Annotated in this window: 23 protein-coding genes and 3 tRNA genes; 7 read left to right on the top strand and 19 right to left on the bottom strand. The window is 46.8% G+C overall.

Annotated features, from left to right (window positions below; all coding sequences use genetic code 11):
• Positions 1-46 precede the first annotated feature (46 nt).
• The 5 genes from BMW94_RS11200 to BMW94_RS11180 form a co-directional block, all read right to left on the bottom strand.
• A complete protein-coding gene (locus BMW94_RS11200; RefSeq protein ID WP_090998303.1) occupies positions 47-1,351 on the bottom strand; it encodes a PTS sugar transporter subunit IIC in 1,305 nt (434 codons plus the stop codon).
• Between the two features lie 75 nt (positions 1,352-1,426).
• On the bottom strand, positions 1,427-1,726 hold the full coding sequence (locus BMW94_RS11195) for a PTS sugar transporter subunit IIB (protein ID WP_090998300.1): 300 nt from the start codon (positions 1,724-1,726) through the stop codon (positions 1,427-1,429).
• Between the two features lie 2 nt (positions 1,727-1,728).
• A complete protein-coding gene (locus BMW94_RS11190) occupies positions 1,729-2,082 on the bottom strand; it encodes a PTS sugar transporter subunit IIA (RefSeq protein ID WP_090998297.1) in 354 nt (117 codons plus the stop codon).
• Positions 2,083-2,310: 228 nt separating this feature from the next.
• Entirely contained in the window at positions 2,311-4,260 is a 1,950-nt protein-coding gene (locus BMW94_RS11185; RefSeq protein ID WP_090998294.1) for a BglG family transcription antiterminator, read from the bottom strand.
• Between the two features lie 22 nt (positions 4,261-4,282).
• Positions 4,283-5,353 (bottom strand): LacI family DNA-binding transcriptional regulator, encoded by a 1,071-nt coding sequence (locus BMW94_RS11180; RefSeq protein WP_090998291.1) that lies wholly within the window; start codon positions 5,351-5,353, stop codon positions 4,283-4,285.
• A 304-nt stretch (positions 5,354-5,657) separates the two neighbouring features.
• Between BMW94_RS11180 and BMW94_RS11175 the strand changes: the two genes are divergently transcribed.
• From BMW94_RS11175 to glpK, 4 genes are read left to right on the top strand one after another with little or no spacing between them, the layout of a single operon-like run.
• Positions 5,658-7,121 (top strand): L-fucose/L-arabinose isomerase family protein, encoded by a 1,464-nt coding sequence (locus tag BMW94_RS11175; RefSeq protein WP_090998289.1) that lies wholly within the window; start codon positions 5,658-5,660, stop codon positions 7,119-7,121.
• 57 nt (positions 7,122-7,178) lie between these two features.
• Positions 7,179-8,021 (top strand): transketolase, encoded by an 843-nt coding sequence (locus BMW94_RS11170; protein WP_090998286.1) that lies wholly within the window; start codon positions 7,179-7,181, stop codon positions 8,019-8,021.
• Positions 8,022-8,026: 5 nt separating this feature from the next.
• Complete coding sequence (locus BMW94_RS11165) at positions 8,027-8,962, top strand: transketolase family protein (protein WP_090998282.1); 936 nt, start codon at positions 8,027-8,029, stop codon at positions 8,960-8,962.
• 12 nt (positions 8,963-8,974) lie between these two features.
• A complete protein-coding gene (gene glpK / locus BMW94_RS11160; RefSeq protein ID WP_090998278.1) occupies positions 8,975-10,477 on the top strand; it encodes a glycerol kinase GlpK in 1,503 nt (500 codons plus the stop codon).
• A 254-nt stretch (positions 10,478-10,731) separates the two neighbouring features.
• On the opposite strand, the gene BMW94_RS11155 is transcribed toward glpK, so the two are convergent.
• Together BMW94_RS11155 and BMW94_RS11150 are read right to left on the bottom strand one after the other, a co-directional pair.
• A tRNA-Leu gene (locus BMW94_RS11155) sits at positions 10,732-10,817 on the bottom strand.
• Positions 10,818-11,054: 237 nt separating this feature from the next.
• Positions 11,055-11,504 (bottom strand): general stress protein, encoded by a 450-nt coding sequence (locus BMW94_RS11150; RefSeq protein ID WP_090998275.1) that lies wholly within the window; start codon positions 11,502-11,504, stop codon positions 11,055-11,057.
• Between the two features lie 207 nt (positions 11,505-11,711).
• Here BMW94_RS11150 and BMW94_RS11145 point away from each other — a divergent pair, with 207 nt between their 5' ends.
• The gene (locus tag BMW94_RS11145; RefSeq protein WP_090998272.1) at positions 11,712-11,948 is read left to right on the top strand and encodes a hypothetical protein; all 237 of its coding nucleotides are present in this window, start codon (positions 11,712-11,714) and stop codon (positions 11,946-11,948) included.
• Between the two features lie 176 nt (positions 11,949-12,124).
• Here BMW94_RS11145 and BMW94_RS11140 read toward each other — a convergent pair whose 3' ends face one another.
• Positions 12,125-12,607 (bottom strand): NucA/NucB deoxyribonuclease domain-containing protein, encoded by a 483-nt coding sequence (locus BMW94_RS11140; protein ID WP_090998269.1) that lies wholly within the window; start codon positions 12,605-12,607, stop codon positions 12,125-12,127.
• A gap of 108 nt (positions 12,608-12,715) precedes the next feature.
• The gene (locus BMW94_RS11135; RefSeq protein ID WP_090998266.1) at positions 12,716-13,864 is read right to left on the bottom strand and encodes a sensor histidine kinase; all 1,149 of its coding nucleotides are present in this window, start codon (positions 13,862-13,864) and stop codon (positions 12,716-12,718) included.
• A gap of 299 nt (positions 13,865-14,163) precedes the next feature.
• Between BMW94_RS11135 and BMW94_RS30460 the strand changes: the two genes are divergently transcribed.
• Positions 14,164-14,352 carry a DUF6199 family natural product biosynthesis protein gene (locus BMW94_RS30460; RefSeq protein ID WP_090901397.1) on the top strand — a complete coding sequence of 63 codons (189 nt, stop codon included), beginning with the start codon at positions 14,164-14,166 and terminating at the stop codon, positions 14,350-14,352.
• A gap of 144 nt (positions 14,353-14,496) precedes the next feature.
• Complete coding sequence (locus BMW94_RS11125) at positions 14,497-15,690, top strand: MFS transporter (RefSeq protein ID WP_090998263.1); 1,194 nt, start codon at positions 14,497-14,499, stop codon at positions 15,688-15,690.
• Positions 15,691-15,762: 72 nt separating this feature from the next.
• Here the strand turns inward: BMW94_RS11125 and BMW94_RS11120 are convergent, their stop codons facing one another.
• The 10 genes from BMW94_RS11120 to BMW94_RS11085 form a co-directional block, all read right to left on the bottom strand.
• Positions 15,763-16,092: a DUF1904 family protein gene (locus BMW94_RS11120; RefSeq protein ID WP_090998260.1), complete on the bottom strand. Its 330-nt coding sequence runs from the start codon at positions 16,090-16,092 to the stop codon at positions 15,763-15,765.
• 169 nt (positions 16,093-16,261) lie between these two features.
• On the bottom strand, positions 16,262-16,384 hold the full coding sequence (locus BMW94_RS11115) for a sporulation protein YjcZ (protein WP_079696179.1): 123 nt from the start codon (positions 16,382-16,384) through the stop codon (positions 16,262-16,264).
• Between the two features lie 116 nt (positions 16,385-16,500).
• Complete coding sequence (locus tag BMW94_RS11110) at positions 16,501-17,175, bottom strand: hypothetical protein (RefSeq protein WP_175480652.1); 675 nt, start codon at positions 17,173-17,175, stop codon at positions 16,501-16,503.
• Between the two features lie 171 nt (positions 17,176-17,346).
• The gene (locus BMW94_RS30455) at positions 17,347-17,517 is read right to left on the bottom strand and encodes a hypothetical protein (RefSeq protein ID WP_175480651.1); all 171 of its coding nucleotides are present in this window, start codon (positions 17,515-17,517) and stop codon (positions 17,347-17,349) included.
• Positions 17,518-17,597: 80 nt separating this feature from the next.
• Entirely contained in the window at positions 17,598-19,148 is a 1,551-nt protein-coding gene (locus BMW94_RS11105) for a hypothetical protein (protein WP_090998257.1), read from the bottom strand.
• Between the two features lie 338 nt (positions 19,149-19,486).
• Positions 19,487-19,560: transfer RNA gene (locus BMW94_RS11100), tRNA-Ile, on the bottom strand.
• A gap of 56 nt (positions 19,561-19,616) precedes the next feature.
• Positions 19,617-19,690: transfer RNA gene (locus BMW94_RS11095), tRNA-Met, on the bottom strand.
• A 72-nt stretch (positions 19,691-19,762) separates the two neighbouring features.
• Positions 19,763-19,927, bottom strand: coding sequence for a hypothetical protein (locus BMW94_RS30450; RefSeq protein WP_167666091.1), 165 nt, complete (start codon positions 19,925-19,927; stop codon positions 19,763-19,765).
• A 131-nt stretch (positions 19,928-20,058) separates the two neighbouring features.
• Positions 20,059-21,510: an ABC transporter substrate-binding protein gene (locus BMW94_RS11090; RefSeq protein ID WP_090998254.1), complete on the bottom strand. Its 1,452-nt coding sequence runs from the start codon at positions 21,508-21,510 to the stop codon at positions 20,059-20,061.
• Between the two features lie 21 nt (positions 21,511-21,531).
• Positions 21,532-22,395 carry an ABC transporter ATP-binding protein gene (locus tag BMW94_RS11085; protein WP_063567873.1) on the bottom strand — a complete coding sequence of 288 codons (864 nt, stop codon included), beginning with the start codon at positions 22,393-22,395 and terminating at the stop codon, positions 21,532-21,534.
• Positions 22,396-22,397: the final 2 nt, after the last annotated feature.

Here is a 22,397-nt window from a genome sequence, read left to right as displayed (position 1 = left end):
ACAGAAAACGGCGCTGTAAACGCCGTTTTACAAGTGTATTGTCCGTTTATGAGGTGACTGCACCTGCATTGATTCCGGATGTCCCTTCCTGTTCTGCATTCTCCGTTGCTTCAGATTCCCTCTCCAGCGCCTGTCTGTCGAGTATTCTAAAGAATGGATAATAGATCAGCATACAAACCGGAATGAGCACAAGCTGTGCAGCAGCAAGCCTCCAACTGCCCTCAATGAATCCCAAAGCAAATATCGGCGTTCCGAATGCAGGATAAATTCCAATAGGTGCTGGCAGCAAGCCGATCGTGGTGGCAAAATAGCCCAGCACTGCGCAAACGATAGGTGAAGCGATAAACGGAACCGCCAAAAGCGGATTTAGAACGACCGGTATGCCGAAGATCAGGGGCTCATGTATCGAGAAGAACGTCCCCGGCAGGCCAAGTTTCCCAATCGTACGCAGTTGCTTGCTCTTAGCGAGAAAGACCAGCAACAGTGCGAATCCGAGCATTGGTGCATAATTGGCATAGATGTACCAGAACGCCAGTCCAATAATATTTGGCAACGGGGCACCGGCCTGAAATGCCTCAAGGTTCGCAAGATCCAGACTCATCCAGATGGGCTTAACGATAGCCAAAGTGACAATGGCTCCATGAATCCCGAACATCCAGAGTGCCTGCATGATGATCAGCGCAATAATCAGAGCCCCCAGTGATCCGCCCAGCCCTTCCAGCGGCACTTGCAGATAGGTATATATAAATTGATGGACTGTAACAAAAGAGGTTTGCATGAACAATCCGGATATGACAACGAAAAGGACGGCGACCAACATGGCTGGAATAAGGCCCGAAAAGGTTTTGACGACCGTAGGTGGAACTCCCTTAGGCATTTTAATGGTCCAGTTGCGGTCAACAATCCATATATACAATCTCGCGGCGACCAAACCTACAAACATGGCTACAAACAATCCCTGAGCACCAAGCCATTGCAGCGGCAATGCCCGGACCTTGTCGAAAGTCTCTACCGGCGTAAGGATTAGGAAGGAGAGCAGCGCAGTCGCTGCGGGAACCAATGGGTCCTTGTCGAAGGACTGCGCCAGTCTGTACGCAATGAAGAATACGGCATAGAGGGCGATAATCCCCGTAGTCATGGTTGAAGCCAAACCAATAATTCCCTTTACCGACGCAATAAAGTTCTGATAAGGCTGCCAGGAAAGTGCGGAGAACAACGTTGAGAACGCCCCGACAATCAGAAAAGGGAGTGTTGACATCAGACCGTTCGAAATAGCGCTCATATAGCGATTTTGCTGAATTTTACCTGCGAATCTTTGCAGCTTGTGGGATAGCTTTTGTTCATTTGCCATATCCGTTCATCTCCTGCTTTAGAATTTCATCGATAAATGCCATTTAGAAAACGCTTCCATTTGATGAACCGATGATTACAGGCTTAAAGCATCGGCAAGCACTTTCTCCCCATTCATCATGCCATAATCCATTCGGTTGATTACGCTTACTTTAATTCCTTTAGGTTCATATTTGCTTTTAAAATCACCTTCGAGATAGCCAACCTGCGGCCCGATCAGCAGCACATCCGTCTTGTCCGCGTACTCTTTGAAAGAACTCTCGGAGGTGGCTCTGATCTCCACCTCAATATTTTGGACTTGGGCTGCCTTCTGCATTTTCTGTACCAGCATACTTGTTGACATTCCTGCTGCGCATACCAGAGTAATTTGTTTCATTCTTAGTCCTCCCTGATTGTAGTATTATGTCCAACTGCCGCTTCATAGCGGTTCAATCTGTCATATAGCTCCACAATATGCCCCGCCAAATCCTTTGTTGTAATGGCTGACATCAAATGATCCTGGGCATGTACCATCAACAGTGTCACTTCATGTGTGGCTCCTCCCGCTTCCTGCTGAATCAGCCGTGTTTGCGATTTATGCGCACCGACCAGTTCCTTCTTACATTCCTCCAGACATGCTGCTGCCTGCTCAGAATGGCCTTTCTGGGCAAGGGCAATGGCCTCCATAGCCTTGCTCTTGGCGAACCCTGCATTGGTTATAATCCCCATAATAATTTCCTGATACTCATCCATTGCATCCACCTCTTACATTCCATTTCTTTGTCTTGCAAGATCAGTGTATACGATTACAACTCACATCTAAACGCAATCCTTTTCCACTACAAGCGGAAATACTTATATCCGCACGCACTTAACGCCAACAGCAGAGAATGCCATACCCTATTTCTCGGAAAATGAATAAGACTCCATACCGCCGTCTGGCCGAAAATCCGGTCAAACGCCATACAGAGCCTTGGACAATCAATACAGTTTATGTCTGACAATCATTTGGGCAAACTCCCCATACGTTTTGCATTCCAGCATTTGCTGAATAATCTCGGAATCGTCAACCAGCCCCATCAGATGTTGATACATTTTCACCTGAGGCTCTTCGCCGCTCTTGTCAATACTCAGGAGACAGACAAATTGTACCGGCCGGCCCGACCAGTCGATCGGAGACTCAAGTGTGCATATCGCCCATACCGTGCGGTTGCTTTGCGGAATGATTGGATGAGGAATGGCCACCAAATTTCCATAGGCTGTCGGCGCAGCATTTTCTCGCTCCATAACCAGACCGATGAAACCTTCGGAAGAGCGAATCAACCCGAGTTCATACATTTTGTTCCCAATAAAAGTAATAATCTCTTCCTTCGAGGTAAAGCGCTGTCTCAGAAACACAAGTTCTTCCATAATGTAGCGGAAGGAATACTCCTTCTCCCCATTAAGCAAATCCTCAATGTTATGCATATCCCCACCGCCCAGGAGTGTCTGCACAACAACCACAGGAACAGACAACGGCTGTGGGATAGGGACTGTACTTACCACAAAATCAATGTTATGCAAAGAGATCTGATGCAGCTTGTAAAGCTCGGTCGTTCCCACAACCTCCAGTCTCTCGCCGAACTTGCTTCTTAGCTTGTAATATAGCAGACGCGCACTGCCTACACCCGAGGTACATACGACCAAGCAACGTTTCGGCCTAGTATCCATCTGCTGTCTTTCCATGGCCGCACCGATATGAATAGCCAGATATCCCATTTCCGTTTCGGGAATCAAAATATTGAGCTTACTCTCAATCAACTTAGCTCCGATGACCCCTGCCTGAAAAGCAAGGGGATAGTTACTCTTCACATGCTCCAGCATCGGGTTACGAATACTCATCCCGTATCGTACACGGTTCAGTGCTGGCTTTAAATGGAGGCAAATGCCCATCAAAAGCTCTTGATCCCTGCTGATTCTCAGGTTAAGGTCCTTATCAATTTCAGCAAGGATTTCTTTCCCTAGCTCATAAATCCCGCGATCCAGCAGTTTCTCGGGACCGCCATCTTCTACCTCTTCCCAGGTTACCCCTGCAAACCACTTGTTCCCGGCCAGATGCATGGCTATATAGGCAACCTCATCTTCAGGAAATGATAAGTCCAGCTCTCGTTCAATCAACGCTACAATCTGCTCAGCCGCCTGAAATTCCTCAGCAGCCCTGAATTCTTCCTTTTCATCCAGGAGCATCGCTACCTGGTTACCGTCACGAATTCGCTTGCAGGCGATCGCAATATGAATGGACAGATTGCTGAAAGCGACATCCGACAGGCTCACGCCAAGCTTCTGAATCTGTTCCAGAATAATGCTGCGTATCAATGTCATTTCGTGAGGAGAGACAATACGCAGCGTATCATGTATTCCTCCAGCGCACTCTTCATCCAAGCGGTTCACGACGAATTCAGATATGCATAAACGCAACCGGACTTCATCACCCCTCAGCTTAATGCCATAGTTCGGACGTTTATCGATGCCAATTCCGTAGGCAAGCAGCTTCTTCTTGACCTCCTTGAAATCGTTCTGAACCGTGGACTTGCTGACATAGAGCTCATCTGCCAGCTCTTCAAGCTTCAAATAGGCTACGGCAAGCAGAAGGCGCCTGATTAAATAAAGCTGTCGGTACTCAGGTGATCCCGAATTTTCCGGTTCATTGTTCAAATACAATTGCTGCAGAAGCATACGAAAGCTGCTGTCGTCTGTAATCTTCAGTTCATACCCTTTTGAACGAACAGGTTGAACCGATGCTCCATGCTTGGCCAGGAACTCATCCAGCTCTCTGATGTCACTGCGTACGGTGCGTGAAGTAACCTGAATCAATTTTGCCAGATGCTCGCTCTTGACAGGGATGTCCGCAGCAAGCAGATGCTGTAAAATCGAAACCATGCGTGAATTCATTCAAGCTCCCCCTGTTCTTATATTAGTCCTGCCCGGGGCTGTCCGGCATTTGTCCCGCAGGTTCAGGATCAGCAGGAGTGGCGCAGGAATTCCGTTCCACGAAAATGGTGTCCACTATAATTTTGCTTGTCCCCTGCGACAATGCGTCAGTCAGCAAGTCAACCGCCAGACTGGCCATTCTTTCTTTATCCACGTGAATAGTCGTCAACTCGGGAGTCACAACCAACGATTCATTAATATTATCAAAGCCAATGACTGAAGTATCCTGCGGCACACGGATGCCCAGCTCATTCATCGTTTTCATGGCACTGATTGCTATATAGTCACATTCGCAGAACCATGCCGTAGGCATACGGTGCCCGTTCTCCAGATAGGTAGTCAACTGCCGTTTCAGATCATCCTGAGAAGTAAGAATAGTTGGGGCTACGGAGAAATGTGCTGTCTCAGGCACCCTCAGCCCTCGCTCCGAAAGGGCCGCCATAAAACCACGTTTACGTTCCTCAAAATTATGAATTCGCACATTGGAAGCGATATAACCGATCGAGGTGTGCCCTATGTTGCACAAATAAGCTCCGGCCTGATAGGCACCCATTACATTATTAATTTGAATGAATTGTACCGGCAACGTCTCAAAGCAGGTATCAAGCACAACCAGATTAGGCAGTTTGGCATGAATGTTCCTGATTTGTTCACGAGTCAAATTGGTGCCCAGCACAATGGTTCCGACGCTGCGCTTCTCATCGGCGACTACCTGGATATCCCTCTGAAAATATTCTACATCTACCGTTGAGAAAATTAGGGAATATCCTTTCTGACGACAGCGTTCTTCAATAAAATGAATCAATTCTTTGAAAAATGGCTGCTGGTAATATTCTTCAAGGACAATTCCCGAATTAGTACATACAAGAAAAAGCAGCGATTTATCTACTTTTGTAGTCGCTACTTCCCTGTTCTTGGGGCTGTATCCCGCTTCATAGGCTACTTGGAGAATGCGTTCTCGCGTATCCGGACCGATACCCGGCTTGCCACTGAAGGCCAACGAAACGGCTGCTTTGGATACATTAGCCAGTTTAGCGATATCTTCCATCTTCATGCCTTGATTCTCCATTTCTTAATAAGGTAACAACACAACCATGTGATACGTGAAGTTTACACCGAATCTGAATTCCGTGCAATGTTTAGCTAAATTAAGGTCATTAAGTTTAGTCTTTTGTTCAGTAAAAACAACTAAAAAAAACTAAATTATTCATTGACACTACTTAAAACCGATGTTAACATGACGTCGTAGATAGAAAATACATTTATTCAAGCCGAAAACGCTAAACTAAATCCACCTTGTTTAGTTATTATTTTCATTTCAACCAGACTGAAATATTCCATACCGAGGAGAAATGATGATGAAGAAATTAAAGTTGGGCTATGCCCCAACACGACGTTTTACATTCAGCGCTGAGGATGCATTTAAGTACAAAGTAGAAATTCGCAAGCAAATTGAGAGCTTTGGAATGGATATTGATATCGTGGATCTGGAAGGCCTTAACGAGGAAGGGTTGCTGTACGACGACCATATTAATGCCGACATGATAGCCAAGAGGTTCAGAGAGGAAGAAGTCGATGCCGTATTTTTTCCACACTGTAACTTCGGCACCGAAGACACCGTAGCTCGTGTTGGCAAAGCGCTTGGCAAGCCTGTTCTGCTCTGGGGGCCACGGGATGAAGCTCCGCTTGCGGACGGTATGCGCCTTCGCGATACTCAATGCGGTATTTTCGCCACAGGCAAAGTGCTGCGCAGATTCAACGTTCCCTTCACTTATGTAACCAACAGCTGGGTGAATGATCCCGTATTCGAGCGAGGCTTCACCAACTTTATCGCGGCAGCCAATGTTGTACGTCAGTTCAAGAGCCTGCGTATTCTCCAGATCGGTCCACGTCCCGCTTCGTTTTGGACGATGATGTGCAATGAGGGCGAACTGCTTGAACGCTTTGGCATTGAGATCCATCCGATTACCCTTGTCGATATTCAGCTCCGAACTCGAAAAATTGCGGCCAGCAGCAGCGCCGAACTACTTGATACGATGGATTACATTAAAGAAAAGCTCGACTACAGCGAAGTGACCGAAGACGACATCAGGCGAATCGCCGCTTTAAAAGTTGCTATGAAGTCTTTCGCCCATGAGACGGGAAGCACCGCTATCGCTATCCAATGCTGGTCTTCGCTGCAGGAGGCCATGTCAATCATGCCATGTCTGGCCAATGCGATCCTGACCGATGAACAAATTCCGGTCACTTGTGAAACGGACATCCATGGAGCCATTACGTCCATTATGGTACAAGCGGCCGCAATGAATGAACGACCAACCTTTTTTGCCGACATTACCGTCCGTCATCCGGAAAATGACAACGGAGAACTGCTGTTCCACTGCGGAAATTTCCCTGTCTCGCTCTCTGTGGAGCAGAAACCAAAGCTGCGCAAGCACTTTCTCTTTGACGACCATGCTCCCGGAACCCATGAAGGCGAAATCCGCGGTGGCAGCATGACCATTGCCCGGTTTGACGGTGACAACGGCGAATACTCCATGTTCCTGGGCAAGGCCCGTGGCATACAAGGCCCTTATACTCGCGGTTCCTATGTATGGGTGGAAGTGAACGATTGGCCACTGTGGGAAGAAAAGCTCGTCAAAGGTCCTTATGTTCATCACTCCGTAGGCATCCATGCCAATGTTATTCCGGCCATCTATGAGGCCTGCAATTATATCCCCGGCCTGACGCCGGACCCCGTAGACCCTACGGAAAAGGAAATACAAAGCTGGCTTAGAGGCTCTGATCTTGCACGCACTAAACAGTCAGGTCTGCACGTGTAAAGAATAGAGCTACTCGCTCAAGGCCAAGTTCAATGGCATCTATCAGAGGAGGACATTATGGAAATTTACGAACTGAAAGTAAAAGCCGCACAAATCCGGATGGATCTGCTGACTATTATTCACCGCGCCAAAACAGGTCATACAGGGGGATCTTTGAGTAACACAGACATTCTAACGGCCTTATATTATGACATTATGAATATTGATCCGTCTCATTCGAAATGGGAAGATCGCGACCGCTTCATTGCCAGCAAAGGCCATTCGGTAGAATCACTATGGTGTGTTCTAGCTGACCGCGGATTCTTTCCCAGAGAAGAACTGGAGACCTATAGCCAGTTCGGTACCCGACTCATCGGCCACCCGAACAACAAGGTTCCCGGCATCGAGATGAACACTGGCGCCCTGGGCCATGGTTTGCCCATTTCCGTCGGAATGGCCCTTGCGGCCAAGCGGGACGGCCGCTCTTACCGTGTGTTCTGTCTAATGGGAGACGGCGAGCAGGCCGAAGGCTCCAATTGGGAAGCCGCTATGGCAGGCGCCCATTATAAACTGGATAATCTGGTCGGCATTATCGACCGCAACCAGCTTCAAATCAGCGGAACTACCGAAGAGGTCATGGGCCTGGAACCACTTGATGAGAAATGGGCGGCCTTTGGCTGGAACGTTGTTTCCATCAACGGCAACGATATGAAAGAACTGCTACAGGCATTCCGAGCTGCGCCTGAAGTACCCGGCCAACCAACGCTGATTTTGGCCAATACAACCAAAGGCCAGGGCGTATCCTTCGCCGAGAATGTTCCTGCCTGGCACCACCATGTGCCGAACGATGAAGAACTGGCACTGGCACTGGCCGAATTGAACGCGTCCATTGAGGAATTGATACAGAAAGGGCAGGTGTAATCACTATGAACAAGATTCCTAACCGCCAAGTCATCTGCGACACACTGCTGGAATTGGCCAAAGACGACCGGGACATTATGGTACTCGCCAGTGATTCACGCGGTTCCGCTGCAATGGCTCCATTCGCCAATGCATTTCCGGAACAATTCGTTGAGGTTGGTATTGCAGAACAGAATATTGTTGGCATGTCCGCGGGATTGGCCCACAGCGGCAAGAAACCATTTGTCACTTCACCTGCCTGCTTCCTGAGCATGCGCAGCATTGAACAGATCAAGGTTGACGTCGCTTATTCGAGGACCAATGTGAAGCTAATCGGGATTAGTGGCGGCGTAAGCTACGGTGCGCTCGGCATGTCCCATCACTCTGTACAGGATATCGCGGTAGCCCGTGCCATTCCTGGACTGGCTATTGTGCTTCCCGCCGACCGCCACGAAACGAAGAAGCTGACCGAAGCGCTGGTTAAATATGACGGCGGTGTATATGTCCGGATCGGACGCAACCCCGTCGAGGATGTATACGAATCCGAAGATTATCCGTTTGAGATAGGTAAGGCTGTCATTGTACAGGAAGGTTCCGATGTTACGATCATTGCCACCGGTGAAACCGTACGTGTTGCCCTCGATGCCGCCAAGGCGCTTGCCGAAAACGGCGTATCCGCACGGGTCATCAACATGCATACGATTAAACCTTTGGATGAAAAGGCCATCATTGCTGCGGCAAGGGAGACCGGACACATTATTACGGTCGAGGAGCACAGCATATTCGGCGGCCTTGGCGCTGCTGTAGCTGAGGTTGTCGTACAGCATCATCCCGTTCCGATGAAGGTGCTTGGCATCCCGGATGAACCCGCTATTGCCGGCAAAACAGCGGAGGTATTCCACTATTATGGACTTACGAGCGACAATATCAAACAGGTTGCGCTCGAATTGATCAACAAGTAAAGGGCGAAGCATATGGACCACAATCAGAAATATATATTGGCCATTGATCAGAGCACTTCAGGCACCAAAGCACTTCTCGTAAACGCTGAAGGAACAGTCATCGCTAGATGCGGAATGGCGCATAAACAGTACTTCCCCCAGCCCGGCTGGGTAGAGCATGATCCGCTCGAAATTTATGACAATGTCATAAAGGTGGCTCGCAGCGTACTGGAGCAAACCGGCATCCATCCGGCAGAACTGGCCGCAATGACCCTTACCAACCAGCGCGAAACTGCACTGATGTGGGATAAGACTACAGGCCAGCCGATATATAATGCCATTGTCTGGCAATGCCAGCGTACTGCGGACCTATGCTCGGGGCTGAAGCAAGCGGGTCACGAAGAAACCATCCGCGCCAAAACAGGACTTATGCTCGACCCATATTTCTCCGCAGCCAAATGGGGTTGGATGATTAGGCATGCAAAAGGAGCTGCGGAACTGCTCGCCGAAGGCAAGCTGCTGGCAGGAACCATGGACAGCTGGCTAATCTGGAAGCTGACCGGCGGCAGTACACATGCTACCGACTACACGAACGCCAGCCGCACCTCGCTGTTCAATATTCACACCTTGGAATGGGACGAAGAGCTGGCCTTGATGTTCGCGGTCCCTTCTTCCCTGCTGCCCGAGGTTAAGCCATCCGATGTCATATTCGGATATACGGTAGACAGCAGCCTTTTTGAGGAAAGGGTGCCGATCACAGGGGTGATCGGGGATTCCCAGGGCGCGTTGTATGGGCATCTCTGCTTTAAGCCTGGAAGCGCCAAGGCAACCTTTGGTACGGGCACCTCTGTATTGATGAATGTAGGGGACCAACCCATTGATGGCGGTGACGGTCTTGTAACCACGATCGCCTGGGGAGCCGGAGGAAAGATTACGTATGCGCTGGAAGCCGTTATTCGGTCCACTGGAGACAGCATCAAATGGATGCAGGATAGTTTAGGGCTTTTCTCTACCTTTGCGGAAATGCAAGAACTGGTTGAAAGCGTGCCCGAAAACGACGGCGTTTATCTTGTCCCCGCTTTTGTTGGCATGGGTGCGCCTTATTGGGACCCATTTGCCAGGGCAGCAATTACTGGTATGAGCCGAGGAACCACCAAAGCCCACATAATCCGGGCTGCCCTGGAGAGCATTGCCTATCAAGTCAGAGACGCGGTTGAATTCGTTGAGCGGCAGTCCGGTATTCCACTGCTCGGTCTGCGGACCGACGGCGGGGCCTCCTCCAATGCCTGGCTCATGCAATTCCAGGCCGATCTTCTGGGTAGCGTAGTGGCCCGTTCTACCTGTGCCGAGCTGTCGGCCATGGGCTCAGTGTATCTCGGTGGCCTCTGTACAGGGGTCTGGTCCGATCCGGAGCAACTTGCACCCCATCTAATATTGTACGAGACATATGAACCTAAGCTGGATGAAGCCACCCGGGAAAATTATTACACGGGCTGGCAGCGGGCTGTCCAGTCCGTTGTGCAGCGGAGTCAATAAAGTTGGAGTCTAACAAAGTATCCTCTGGTTTCCGGGGCTCCCCATATATGTTTCCTAATTTAAAGAAGCCTGCAATTGTGCAGGCTTTTTGGGCTACGTTCTTACATGAGGAAAAAAAACTGCCAATCTGAATGAGCGGTATTCTGATTCTGATCTTTCAATAAAAAAAAGATCGCATTACCCTCAATAGTTCATGAGAGTCATGCGATCTTCTCTTGGTTCTCTCCTTTCGAGAAAACCTTATAAATCATGGATGCCGAGGACCGGGATCGAACCGGTACGGTAGTCACCTACCGCAGGATTTTAAGTCCTGTGCGTCTGCCAATTCCGCCACCCCGGCATGGGTATGTATTTCTTGGCGACAAGAAATATCTTACCATGGAATTTATAACTTTGCAATACCTTAATATAAAATTATCCAAAAAAAATGAAACAGGCACTGCCAGCGTGAGCGAGCAGTGCCTAGGAAGTTCGAGTTGCGGTCCCGAACTTCCTATAAACCATCTATATTAAGGGAGGTGTGAAATAAGAATACCTCGCCAACATTAAAGAAACCTAAAATCAGGCTTAAATTAAACTAAAAAAGTAGAATAGGTGCAATTCGTGCCGCCTCTTCCTCGCTGCATTCCACAACCACCAGGATATGTCCCTGCAACATCCAGTCTTCATAGTAATTAGCATCTTCTTCGGAGACCCCGGCTTCTGTCAAGGTAAGCACCAGATCATCCGTCTCACTTCCAATCTCGTTGCCTGCGAGTTTGCGTACCGCTTTTCCGATGGACATCGTCTGATCCATCCGTTTGCCGAGACCAGCAAGTACCCCTTTAAGCACGCCTAAAGCACCATCTGTTCCTGCGCCCTTCAGAGGCATAGGCAAACCAGTCTTCTCACTTACCACTTCAAGATTAACCTGTTCTTTGGCTACCGCACCCAAATATTGATCTGCTATGCCTTCCTTTTTCAATTTATTTAACATGATAATGGCTTCATTCTCCGTGCGTACAAGTCCGATCAGCAATTGTGTCATTATACGTCCCCCTCCTTTTACCCTTATATAACCCTGGTTGCTTCTTCAAAAACGGATCATATGTAATAAGTCCTTACACCTATGTAAAATATAATTTATGATCTGGAAATCTATACCTAGTTCTGATAGACTAGATAAAGAAGACAAATTAACCATTGAAATTATTGACATATCGAATTACTATTCCATAACCAGGAGCAATGACATATGAAAAAAGAGGTAGAAATTGCCATTCGGCGCAAACAACAAATCATCGTCCGTAACACAAGTGGTCAAACGGTAGCTGGATTTCCGGAACGTACAGCGGATGCTTCCATCCTTTCCTTACGAACAGTCCACGGAAGCCTGTGGATTCCATTCGACGAAGTGGAACAAGTCACTCGTTTGTTAACTATTCGCTCTCATCATTTAACTGGAATGCAGTTGTGTACGGCTGATCTGTAAACAGGGTACAAGTACTTCATGTATGTATACGTGAACTAGACGTGTTTATTTCGCCCTTCATAAAATAAAACCAGACGCATCGACGTCTGGTTTTATCTTTGCCTTTTACTCCACGCTACACTCTTTCAAAGCCCAAGGCATTTCTGTATCATTACTTTTCCATTCACAGCCTGTCGTTATTTCACCACAAACTTTACTCGTGTTCCATCCGGATATGTACTTAGCTGGTTTCCCACCCATGAGCCTGCGCCACGATTATCTTTGGGACTAATATATTGGATATCTGCACCCGCTCCGCCTTCCGCACACATCGCCATGGGCCATTCATCCCGATCTTTCCCCTTTTTGACCGGAACACCTTTGAGTGACAAATCCCGATTACCCTCAGCTCCACTGCGATCAATGGTGCATACATCCGAATGCCCTGCCTTAATGGCCGTCTTGATATGATTGGCCGTCTCAGGATAGCGCTCTGCCGGGAATGTGATGGTATGATCTACGCTCCCTTTGCTCCCCCCGAATGGGGACGGTATATCCAGAGACCCTTCTCCTCCAATCCATGCATAGAGAGCTACCATTAACATGGCCACCAGCGTCAATATCTGCTTTTTAAATCGTTGCTTGCCCTTGCTCTTTCTGCTTCTGCGTCTTTTGCTCATGCTGTTTCTCCCCCATTCAACACTTGCATTATACCAGAACGCCAGTTCGCTAAACAATATAAAAAAACATAAAAAAAACAGCCAAAATACTCGGCTGCTTTGTATAGCCTACCCCACGTTAGGAATCGCCTGTTGTCGAAGTAAAGGCAAGGTAACCTCAAACCTCGTTCCTTTTCCCTCGATACTCTCCACCGAAATTTGACCATTCATCAATTCGAGCAGCTCTTTGCAGATCGTGAGTCCAAGTCCGCTGCCGCCAAATTTGCGTGCGTGGGAGACGTCCGTCTGCGTGAATACTTCAAACAATTGATTAATTTTATTATCCGGAATGCCGATTCCCGTATCATGAACAGTGAATACCAGGATAACGATATCCCCTCGCTGCTCCTCAACATCTATCTGTAATCGCACTTCACCTTGTTCCGTAAATTTAATGGCGTTACTGAGCAGGTTATCCAGCACTTGTCGGAGACGCAGAGGATCACCCGTGAGTACATCAGGAATGGCCAGATCCGCATGACAGAGCAAGCGAATTCGTTTAGTCTGTGCCGCAGGTTCATGCGTTTTAATAATCTGTTGAATCAGCTTCAACGGCTGAAATTCGATTTGTTCCACTTTCATTTTCCCTCTGCCGATCTTCGCCATATCCAGACTATTGTTGATAATGTTCAGAAGAGCTTCCCCTGACTGGCGCGCAAGCTCCAGATACTCTTTCTGCTCCTCACTGTTGTCCCCCATGCCGACAAGTTCGATCATGCCCATAATCCCGTTCAGCGGGGTGCGAAGTTCATGGTTCAGCTTCCCAATGAACTCCAGCTGTCCCCTGCTGTTCATTTCAGCGAGTGACGCCGCCATTCGCAGTTGATGCTCTGTATATTTCCGTTCTGATATATCGTATTGAATCCCTACAAAAAACAGACATTCCCCTGAATCATCGAAAATCGGATCAATATTCAGTTCATTCCAGAACTTCTGTCCATGCTTCGTATAGTTCAGAATCTCTGTCTTAATTGACTGCTTCTTCTTCAATGCTTCGCGAATATGTTGTACGGTTTCCGGGTCTGTATCCGGCCCTTGCAGGAAACGACAATTCTGTCCAATCGACTCTTCGGCACTATATCCGGTTAATTGAGTAAAATATTCATTTACATACATTAGCGGAAAATCAGGCAAGGTAGCATCGACTACGGTCACGGAAGATTTAATCTTAGAGATAATAAATTCCCATTGTATAACGAGTTGATTGTATTTAGTCATGCTTCCTCCTTCATCTCACCAAACTTTGTTGTATTCATACTCCTAATGAAGCTATCGATAACCCGATGGTATGTGATTATATAAAAACAATATAATTAATTGTAACATAGTTATTCAAGTCATGTGTTCCTTGGGTAATATCTGATAAATACATTTACAAAAACTTATCATGTCATCAGGAGGATCACTCATGAAATTTTTATTAATCGTCATTATTATTATTTTGCTTGTTTTCTTCTTCTCCAGACGTAAGCGTTAATGTTGAGCCGGTCATGTAAAATGAGGAAGGAAGATCGGGTATGAGAACCCTCTTTTTTATATTCATGACACTTTGTATCATCAATCTGTGCTTCCCGAAATTTGGCTGGTACTTGCGTTATGGCTGGATTTCCCGGGGAGAGGCTGAGCCCAGCAGACCTTATATGGCGATGACCAGAATGACCAGTCTGTTGATGCTGCTTATCGCTTTTTCGCTCGTTGTGGCTTGAATAATAGAAACCAGAAAGACAGCTGTTCCTTGGGACAGCTGCTTTTTTGCCGCTTCAATGACGGGAAAATGACAACTTTGTTTGTGGTGCGTTTGCAACGATACCCGTAATATATAATTATCGTTGTGGAAAGGACACCTTAGCATGAACATCGCATTTTATCCATATTGGGCTGCCAAAACGCTGCTTTCTCTCATTAATGTTATATATATTATGGTTATCACGACGTTTATTTACGGTCAGACCGGGTCTGTCCTTTATGCTGCGCTGTTTCCATTCATTCAAATGTCAGCGCGTATCGTCGCAGGGTTTACTGCACCATTGCTTGTGAACCGTTTCGCATTCTCCAGGCTGATTGTTAGCATTCCTTTAGCCAAAACATTGATGATTACCGGGATCGCCATCGCATTTACCGATCTTACTGCTCACATTCCTCTTCTGATGGTGGGAATAGCGACCCTCTCGTTTCTGGACGGATGGGAATCTCCATTGTTAAACACGTTAACTCCTCAATTGGTTCAAGGAGAAGATCTGGTGAAGGCGAATAGTTTTCTCTCATTCTCTACTCAGACCGTGACAATCATTGGATATGCAATGACAGGATTCATCGTTATGCAATGGGGTGCTTCACCAACATTCTGGGCAGCTACAAGCTTATCCTGGGCTGTCCTGATTCTGATGATTACGATCAGTTCACTTACCCGCGAGATTGAGGAGAAAGTCGACAAATCCACATCCAGATGGGATGTATTAAGGGAAGGTTGGATTATTCTTTGGAAAAATCGCTCTTTGCGACTGATCACGTTCATGGATCTGGTTGAAGGTCTTGCTGGCTCGATCTGGATCGGCGCTATCACGCTTGCTTTTGTGAAAGAAGCTTTGGGCCAAGAAGAAGGTTGGTGGGGACTGATTAACTCTAGCTATTCTGCTGGCACCATTCTTGGGGGAATTCTGGCTATCGCCCTGACCACTCACATCCAGAAGCACTTGATCTCCAGTATGGCCATAGGTTCTCTTCTCTTCAGCTTGCTGACCATTGCTTACGGTTTAAACAGCCTTCCTTGGCTTGCTCTGGTATTGTGTTTGCTTATGGGTCCCGCTTATCAGATCCGCGATATTGCTCAGCAAACGGCTTTTCAGAGCAGCGTGCCCGTCGAATCCCTGTCCAAGGTATACGCAGCGCATGGGATTGTTCTCTCAGCTGCCATGAGCATATCTACGGTAATCTTCGGTCTGATTGCTGATCAAATGGGGGTTCGGCTGGTGTATTTGATTGGCGGTGCCTTATTCATTGTATCCTCCCTTTGCTCTTTCCGATTAAATCGAATCAAAGGATAAAATCAAAAAAGACGAGCACACATCTGCTCGTCTCCGCTGCTTCCGAACATCATCGGAGCATCCATTTTATTCTTAATCCAATCGGTAATCTGTCAACGGCTTGCCTTGTTTATAATACAGCGCTGGTGACAGTATATTGAAAAAAATATGCACATCAGGCAAATCCGCTTCTTCCAAAATAGCCTGCATTGAGGAAGCAATCCGATTATGAATCTCCTGATCACGTTGGAACATCAGGATCTCTACTGAAGCCGGAGAAGGAGTAAGAGCTTGTACATCATGACGTTCTGCCTTCATTCTCTCCTGCGGAATATTGGTAATCAACGCAAATTGCTCCGTGATGCGGGGCACAACTTCCTCCAGTTGGGGTCCTGTGAATCCTTTAAAACGAATAAACGGCATTGCTATCCCTTCAATCTCTATTATTAGTCTCTTATGTGATTTTAAGCACATTGTTTTCGGTTGTCAAATCTCTTTCATCATATCATTCTTTCGTAGAAAAAGCAGAAAAGCCCCGCTGAAGTATCAGCGGAGCATACACGTAACCAGGTCTCACCTTGTTCTGTAGGGCTTACAGCCAGAAAGATTTAGTGATGATTACAAGCAAGATGAAGAGTACGAGAATTGCGCTTGTGGAAGTCCATCCGCCAAATCCACCAACATTGCCGCCACAACCGTATCCAACTTCACTCATTTGATTGGCCTCCTTTGAATTCAAGGTATGCCATAACATATGTCGATTCTAACATGAATGACCGGGCTATACGGCAAGCTAACCGGCCCAATCATTGTGCATTCCTGTCAGTTGAATTATGCCAAAGGAACGACTCGAATGTTCACATCATTGCCCGGTACTCCAAGACAGAGGTCGGCTGTATTTCGCTTTTCCAGGACAATCAAACGAGTACGCGTATCGTTTCTGGACGCCAAGACCACTTGCCCGTCCGAGGCAATACAATAGGCGATTGGAATTGAAATTTCACTGTCACGATACGAGCCATCCGCATGGCTGGTGCCCATAACGATGCATTGATGTTGTATCGCCATCTGCCGTGCTTCTTCAATCCACTCTGTATACTGCTCTTCACTGAACATCCCCACACCAATGGAATGCATGATCATATCCACTCTACCAATATTCTCATTGCGAAAACCTTGCAGCACCAGCTCGTCACATAACAAGGTGCTTATGGTCCAATCCTGTTCCTTAACGACCTCAGCAGCTGTATACTTCGCTTTTTCCAATACAGTCTCCCCAGCCTTGTTAATGATGATTGAATGGTCCTTGGGACGTTCATCTAACCTGCGATGACCTGATACAATCATCGTTCCATATGCAGCCGCCAAACGGCTAGCCTCTTCCACATTCTGATTTAGATAGCCTTCTGGAAAGAACAACACATCTGCTTCCGGATGTTGCTTCAATTCGGCTTGAAGCTGCAGCAATTGTTGTTCCAGCTTGGGCTGTCCAATAATAATCTTCAACGTTTATCCCCCATTCATGAATAAAAGCCGGTTCACACCTGAATCAGGTACGAAACCGGCTTAAAGGTTGTACAGGCAGGATTCCTGCTCATCGCACTTCACTTCAAGAGTAATTGTCTTTGGCAAATCGCTCCGCCTAACAATTACTTTTACAGTTTAAATGATATGTAATTATGAATTTCTGTGTTCGATTCTATCATAAATCTCCTGCCCGTCATAACCTCGATCTGTAGCTATATCTTTCGCAAAAAGTACCATATCACCAGTCGCAGCTGAATTTGCACCCAATGCTCCCACAACTGCCGCAAATGGATAAAGCAACATGGTCAGAACCTTCTTCATGTCCTCATCTCCTCTTCCCTGTACAGGAATTTTTTGTGTGATCATCTTAATAATACGATGAAGAGAAGTAAGTTTCAATCTTATTCGAAGCTTTTCAGCAAATCCATTGCTTCTTCATGCTCAGGTTCCAATGCCAGTACTTTTCGCGTGTAAACCAGTGTTTCCTCTTCCAGTTCAAGTTCGTAACAGCACACAGCCAAGTCGTACAATACATCTGAATTTTGTTTTCTCGAATCAGCGTCTAACGACAGTTCCAGAAACCGCTTGGCGTCCTCATACATATACATCCCATATAACAGCTGACCTGCAAGAAACGCCACCTCTCCTCGCCGCTCCATTACATAATATGAAGACCACATGATGTGAATTCCAGACTGAATATCAAGCATTTCCTCATCGCTTGCATCCGGCAGAAGGTTCGAAATCCGGTTGGCGCTATGAATCAAAAACTCCGCATCATATCCGCCCAGACGCCAGAACGGTAAAATCTGCTTCAGTTCCATCCGCTCTACCTGATGATCCATCCATTCTTTCATACTAAAGAAATCATCAGGTCCAAAACGTTCAACAAATCGGTGATACGCCAGTCGCGTGTTTATGTACCCCAGTGGTTCGTCCACCATCAACATACATCCAACGTTCAGATCTTTATAATGATGTGTTGTGAAACGGGTGTGGGCTCCTTGCTGTTCCAATACATATTGAATGGCATGATAATTTGCCGTTAAAGAAAAACTCCCATGAAGCACGAATTCAGGCGGCTCGGCAAACTTCCAGTTGTCCAGTCGATGGTCCCCTTTATCCGCAGTAATCAACACATATCCTGACTCTGACAACTTGTTCAATCTCTCCAGACAAGACAGGCCAATTGCCGGGAACAAAATATGCGAATCCTCCAACTCTTCTTTGTACAGTGCGATAAGTTCCTTATACGGATAGTTCTCTGCACTGTACTCAGGTGCACGGCGGTATTCATAACTCAGTGTCATGTTCTCCAGCAACTCGGCAGGTTCGGAATGAAGAGAAGGTTCTAGAGATTGGACGAGTACGTCACATTCATATATCTCACCTTCACCGATATAAATTAACTCCTGTGGAATGCTGTCAAAAAAGTAATTGGCAATCAACAGCAAGGGTTGTTTCAGATCGCCTGGTCGAATAACTGTATTCGCCACCACCAGATTCAACTCGGTATCCTGTATCGCGTCAAAACGTGCAAAATCCAGTATTCCTTGGTCAATAAAGGATTGCATGGAAGGATGCGCTCTCCAGCCCAATACATTATTTTCAACCAGATCGGTCATTACATATCGAAAAGCAGGCAGCTCCACGCCTGCAAAATCTTTCAACTCTGTCAGTTTGAGCAGAATTTGGTGCGCCAAACGACCCACGCCCGCTCCAAGTTCCAGAATGGTCACTGCCTCGGTCGTCTTTCCTTTGCTCGCGAGATCTTGAAGAAAACCAAATATCATCTCGGCATACGCTGTTGCGATCATGGGGTTACTCGTAATATATTGCGGAACCTGATTTTCTGTCCAAGCGTGCAGCCCTTTCTGTTCATAGTATGCCCGCTGCCAGTCCCATACCGGAGCTTCACTGAAGCGGAATCGTTGTCCTTCGTTTTGCATCATTGGTTGAAAACCTGCTTTCCATTCATAATTTCATCGCCCTTTCGGACTTTCAATTTCACGCTCTCATAAACCGTTCCCTTAATCTCTAACGCATTATATCATAAACAACGACTGATCAAATGAAGTGCTGTACTCTTCCTCTAAAAGAAAAAAAACTACCTTTCTCAAGGCAGGCAATGTTCGATAATTCATTTATGCTCAATCTATAACGAACTGTTGGCAAGGGCGCTTCTATGATAACATATTATTAGAAATCACTGGAATTATTATAAATAATATAATCCTATTTTTTCATGAAGATAGAAAAAACCCCTTGCTTCGCAAGGGGTTTGAGAGAATGGGCCCTACAGGACTCGAACCTGTGACCAATCGGTTATGAGCCGACCGCTCTAACCAACTGAGCTAAGGGCCCTGAACAAAAACGTATAACGTTCAGATGATGGCTGTGAATCATCCAGTAAAACTAAATTGCGGGGGCAGGATTTGAACCTGCGGCCTTCGGGTTATGAGCCCGACGAGCTACCGGGCTGCTCCACCCCGCGTCAGTAAGAAATATTAAAACAGCGACTTAATTAATATACACCATACCTACTCCATAAGTCAAGGGGTAATGTTTAGGGAATAAAACGTACGCCATACCGCCCTTTTTTTGAACGATATACTTCCACTTCTGCTGGCTCGTTATGACCGTAAATCCATCCATCCTGCTCCATCCGTTTTGCAAGACACCCTGCCTGAAATTTGGTTGCATACAATTTGCTGAAATATACCCAGTGCATTCCACTCGTCCTTCCTTGGAATCATCATTTATCCCTGTTTTTGTAGAATACCCCAATTTCATAAAAATAGCCGCCGAAGATATAAATCTCCAGCGGCTACATCTATAATTTTTTCACAAAATCATCTAACCTTATTGAAACGTGGCTTTAGGGTCCTTCTTCAATTTTTCAAGCATCTCGTTTCCTTTGGCTGCCCATTCACCAAGCGCTTCTTTTGGTGTCTTTTTGTTCTCAAGAACTTGATTGAAGTATTCCATACCCTTATCACTTACTTGCCACAGGTTCGGCATTTTTCGATACATTTTATCCAGATTCGTATTGGTTGGAGGTACAGGTTTCAGTGTGTAGAACGCCTGGATATTGTAATCCAAACCATCCTTCGGTTTAATAAAGCTTTTCCGTGAAACCATCTCATAACTGCTGCGTGCTTTGATTTTTGCCCAGTCTTCACTGTTCATATACTTGATCAATTCCCATGCATCATCCGGGTTCTGAGCTGAACTATTAATGGCCATGAGATTGCTCAGATAAATATTGCCTCCAATTTCGGGAGCCTCTGGATGAACCGGAGGTGTGACAACTTCCCAGTCGACTTTCGTAAAGTCTTTCATTTTATCCGCATTTTTATTGGCATCGATCAGTTGATTAATATAGCTGTAATCTCCAATCACCATGGCTGTCTTGCCACTCAGGAACATATCATTCTGAAGCGGATTATAACGTCCACTGTCATCCTGATCCTGCGGTTCATCTCCTTTAGGGATGACTTTATCCAGGGCAAGCTTGCTTATCGTGCTCCATACTTTCTCCCATTGTGGAGAATCTACGGTCATTTTCTCTGCTTTGTCATCAAAAACTTTCAACTGTAGAGAATTATAATATTGCTGCATTGAATAGTATGGAGAACCACCTTGATAGGTACTGAAAGAGAAACCAAACACATGATCTTTGCCTTCACCCTTGGTAAGACGAGTACCCAAGTTGAAAATATCGTCCCAAGTCATATTGTCGGTTGGAGGTTCCACGCCTGCTTTCTCAAACATGCCCTTGTTATAGAACAAAGCGGAAGAGGAGAACGTTGGCGTCAAAGCGTAGATGCTCTGATCTCCCAAATCCTTGATTCCTTCGAGAACACTTGGCACAATATCCGAAGTATCAAACTTGTCTTCCTGCATCAGCGGATCAAGTTGTTTCACCATATTTTCCTGAATTAACGACTTGATTGTCGCCGTATCCGCCACGATGACGTCTACCGGGTTATCTCCCGTCATAATCTTTTTCAAGCTTTCCATAGTATCAGGCATTTCCTGTTGCTCTTCCTGGTTCCCATAACCATACATACTGCCCTGATCTACCGCAGGCACAATTTCAATCGTTATATTTGAATGTGTCAATTCAAAAGCATCGGTAAACTGCTGACGGAAATAGCTGTCATCCTGGCCCCCCCATAACGTCGCTACACGCAGTACACGCTGCTCGTTATCCTTGGACTCACTCGCTGTACAACCCGCAAGCAGCGGCAATGCCAGACTGGCTGTAGCCAGCACGGCCAGCACCCGTTTTCCCCAAAACCTGTTCTTCATCTCCCAATTCCCCCTCTAAAATTATCTTGGCGGTGTAATGACAATACGTTCACCGTCAAATTCCAATGTCGCACGATTATCAATGGACAGCGCCTCCAGATACTCCTTGGGCACCTGAAGTCGTCCCGCCCGGTCAATAATGACAAAAGCTTCATGAATATCCGGGGCTCCCGCCTCTGACAAGCCATGCTCGTCATCCAGATTCGGATTACGTTTCACAAACTCGGTACTGGTCAAGCCGTCCCGAATCGCGACGATCCGGTCCACCTTGCCAGCAAGGGTTAGATCATGAGTAACAATCACAATCGTGACCCCGAGCTCCTTGTTCATTTTGCGGAAAATGCCCATGATGGTATCACAAGTCTCCGAGTCCACCGAGCCTGTCGGCTCATCGGCAAGCAGCAGCTTGGGGCGATTCGATAACGAGATGGCAATCGCCACCCGCTGCTGCTCCCCACCGGACAATTGATGCAGCTTGTTGTGCATCCGATCCTTCAGTCCAACCCACTCCAGCAGCTGCATGGCATAGGCGCGATCACGCTTGCCTCCCAAAATCATGGGCGTTTCCACGTTTTCCAGTGCTGTGAGGTATGGCAGCAGGTTGCGGCCGTTATTTTGCCAAATGAACCCTACGGTATGACGTTTGTACTCGACCAATTGGGCGTCTGTCATTTTCAGCAAATCCCAATCCCCGACAACGGCAGTACCGGCTGTTGGACGATCAAGTCCGCCCAGAATGTTGAGCAATGTGGATTTACCACTGCCACTGTTACCGATAATAGCCATCATTTCACCTTGATTGACAGTCAGATTGAGACCTTGAAGGGCAACGACTTCCACATCGCTGGATTTAAAAATTTTGACAAGTCCTTCGCATTGGATCACGT

This window comes from Paenibacillus sp. OK003, from assembly GCF_900109515.1.
In the GTDB taxonomy this organism is placed as follows: domain Bacteria; phylum Bacillota; class Bacilli; order Paenibacillales; family Paenibacillaceae; genus Paenibacillus; species Paenibacillus marchantiae.
Note: the sequence above shows the minus strand (reverse complement) of the source record. Positions and strands in the feature narration are given on the sequence as shown.